2 protein-coding genes and 1 pseudogene are annotated in these 2,476 nt (G+C 51.8%); all 3 read right to left on the bottom strand.

Annotation, left to right across the window (positions count from 1 at the left end; genetic code table 11):
- Positions 1 to 77, bottom strand: a pseudogene (locus VB081_RS14970) (bL9 family ribosomal protein); the annotation flags it as partial.
- 3 nt (positions 78 to 80) lie between these two features.
- Complete coding sequence (locus VB081_RS03595) at positions 81 to 2,039, bottom strand: DHH family phosphoesterase (RefSeq protein ID WP_323399479.1); 1,959 nt, start codon at positions 2,037 to 2,039, stop codon at positions 81 to 83.
- A 1-nt stretch (position 2,040) separates the two neighbouring features.
- The coding region (locus tag VB081_RS03590) for a DUF2232 domain-containing protein (protein WP_323399478.1) at positions 2,041 to 2,476 on the bottom strand (436 nt) is incomplete at its 5' end.

The following is a 2,476-nucleotide window of genomic DNA, read 5'->3' as shown; positions in this document are numbered from 1 at the left end:
GCATATCCGTCGCTCACATTGACGATATCTCCCGCTTTTCCTTTTCCCGCTACATCCTGATTCAAAATTACTTTCATTACTCAGCTCTCCTTCTTGTATTCTTCTATTGCTTCTTTCAGCTCTGTTACGATTTGCTCTTTGCTCATTCCCTTGATCTGCGCTCCTGCGATCGTGGCGTGTCCGCCGCCGCCCAGCTTTTCCAAAATGCGCTGTACGTTGATCCCGCCGATGGAACGGCCGGAAACCAGTATCACGCCGTTTTGCTCGCACAGCACGAACGAAGCGCTGATGCCGCGTATGCCGATCAGCGAATCGGCTGCCTGCGCCGCCAGAAGCTGCGGATTTTTCGCATCATCCGGACACCACGATATCGCGATACCACTGGGAAGGATATCCGCCCCCTGCACAACCTTTGCGCGCGCGTTGAACGTCTCTAAGTCATCCTGAAACAGATGCCGGATCGTCGTCGTGTCTGCGCCCAGCTTTCGCAAATAAGACGCCGCTTCAAATGTACGCACGCCCGTTTTGAACGAAAACCCTTTGGTGTCGATCGTGATCCCTGCCAGCAGCGACTCCAGCTCAAGCGGTTTGATGTGCATCTTGTCCGCGAAATATTGCAATATCTCCGTCACCATTTCCGCTGTCGAAGATGCGTATGGCTCGTGCAAATAAAGCGTCGGATTTTCGATATGATCCGTCCCGCGCAGGTGATGGTCGATCACCACCAGCGTATCTGCCTTGCCAAACAGCGAGGGCGCGAGCGCAAAGTCTGCGATCTGTGTATCCACAACGATAAGCATTGTCTTTTGATCCATCATAGATGCCGCATCCTGCGGCGTTACGAGCAAATCCTTATAATCCGGATCGCGCGCGATCTCGTCCACCAGCCCCTGTATCGCGGCGTTCGGCTTATCGAGCACGATATACGCTTTCTTCTCTACCTTACGCGCACACGCAAGCAAACCCATCGCAGCGCCCATGCAGTCAAGATCAGGAACTGTGTGCCCCATGATCATGACCTTGTCGCATTGCTCCATCATATTTTTCAGTGCATGCGCGAACATACGCGATTTCACGCGTGTACGCTTTTCCATGCCCTGCTGCGTCCCGCCATAAAACTTATATCCGGCTTCCTCTTTGATCACCGCCTGATCGCCGCCGCGCGCAAGGGCAAGCTCGAGCGCTGCCGTCGCGTTGCTGTTCGCTTCCTCCGGCGACGCCCCCACGCCCGTGCCTACACTGATTGTCGGGTGGAACGCGTCGTTGCCCGTGCCGATTTTGCGCATCTCGTTCAGTATATCAAACTTGCTTTGCATCAGCGAGGACAGAAAACGCCGTTCAAATATCACGATAAATTTGTCGCGGTCGTATTTTTGGTACGCACCGTGCACATTCCTTACGTTTTTAAAGATCACGTGCTCGATCTCCGCGCCAATCTCCGCATGACAGCTTTGCTCCGTTCCTCGCAGCAGATCGCCGTAATTATCCACCTGAATATGACAGATCGTCGTGGTCAGCGACTTGGAAAGCGCCGACGCTTCATACGTTTTTTCAAAGTCGATCAGCCGGTGTATCGTATACTCTTTGCCGCCCCACTCGCATCCTATCGTCTCTTTGTAATAGGTCTTGCCGTGTATCTTGACCTTTTTATCCTTTTCCGGCTTATTTAACTGCGGAAATACGCGAAAGATATTTTTCCCTTCACAGTGCATGCCCGCCAGCATAAAGAACGCCGGGTTATGCCATCCAATCACGCCGCCCTGCTTTGTGATCGCCGTGGGGATCGTGACCGCGTTGACATATTTATCGATGCGCTCCGAACACGTTGTGAGTATCTGCGCCGCCGTATAAAACCACCGTTGCTTGTTCATCGTAGAAATCATGAAGTACAGCACCGCAACGACAAAGACGATCACCAAAATCGCCATGCGCAGGTAAGTGTGCTGAATGAGCAGCAACACAAACACGACTGCCGCAAGCAGGACGAGAAAGATCACCAATTCATTTGAGACATAACTGATCTTTGTTTTTTCCTTCATCTCACACCTGTTGCGTCCATTCCCTCTTGCGGAACTTCACGATCTGCTCAAAAAATCCGACCCACATGAAGATATTCAGTCCAAACAGCATCAGGATCAAGAATATGATGACAATGATCGCAATCCTGCCCGAAGCGGAGCTTAACTTTTTCTTCAGCAGCCAGTCTGTGAACGCCATACCCTGAATCATATATGTAATACTGAAAAAGCCCATGATGATGGCGTATACCAGATTAAAGTTGCGCCACTCAAGCGTCATGCCCAAAAACGCCACAACAAGAGCGACAAGCGACCATGTCCCATATTTTGAAGGAAGTGCCAGCTGCGAGAACGTCGGGACCTTGCCCACCTCCACGCCTTGTTTTCCAACGATCGCACGCGGGATCACATAGTTGAACAATCCAAACAGCGCCACACAGAACATTGCCGCCTGCGGG

The sequence above is a fragment of the Christensenella sp. genome (assembly GCF_034927525.1).
In the GTDB taxonomy this organism is placed as follows: domain Bacteria; phylum Bacillota; class Clostridia; order Christensenellales; family Christensenellaceae; genus Christensenella.
Note: the sequence above shows the minus strand (reverse complement) of the source record. Positions and strands in the feature narration are given on the sequence as shown.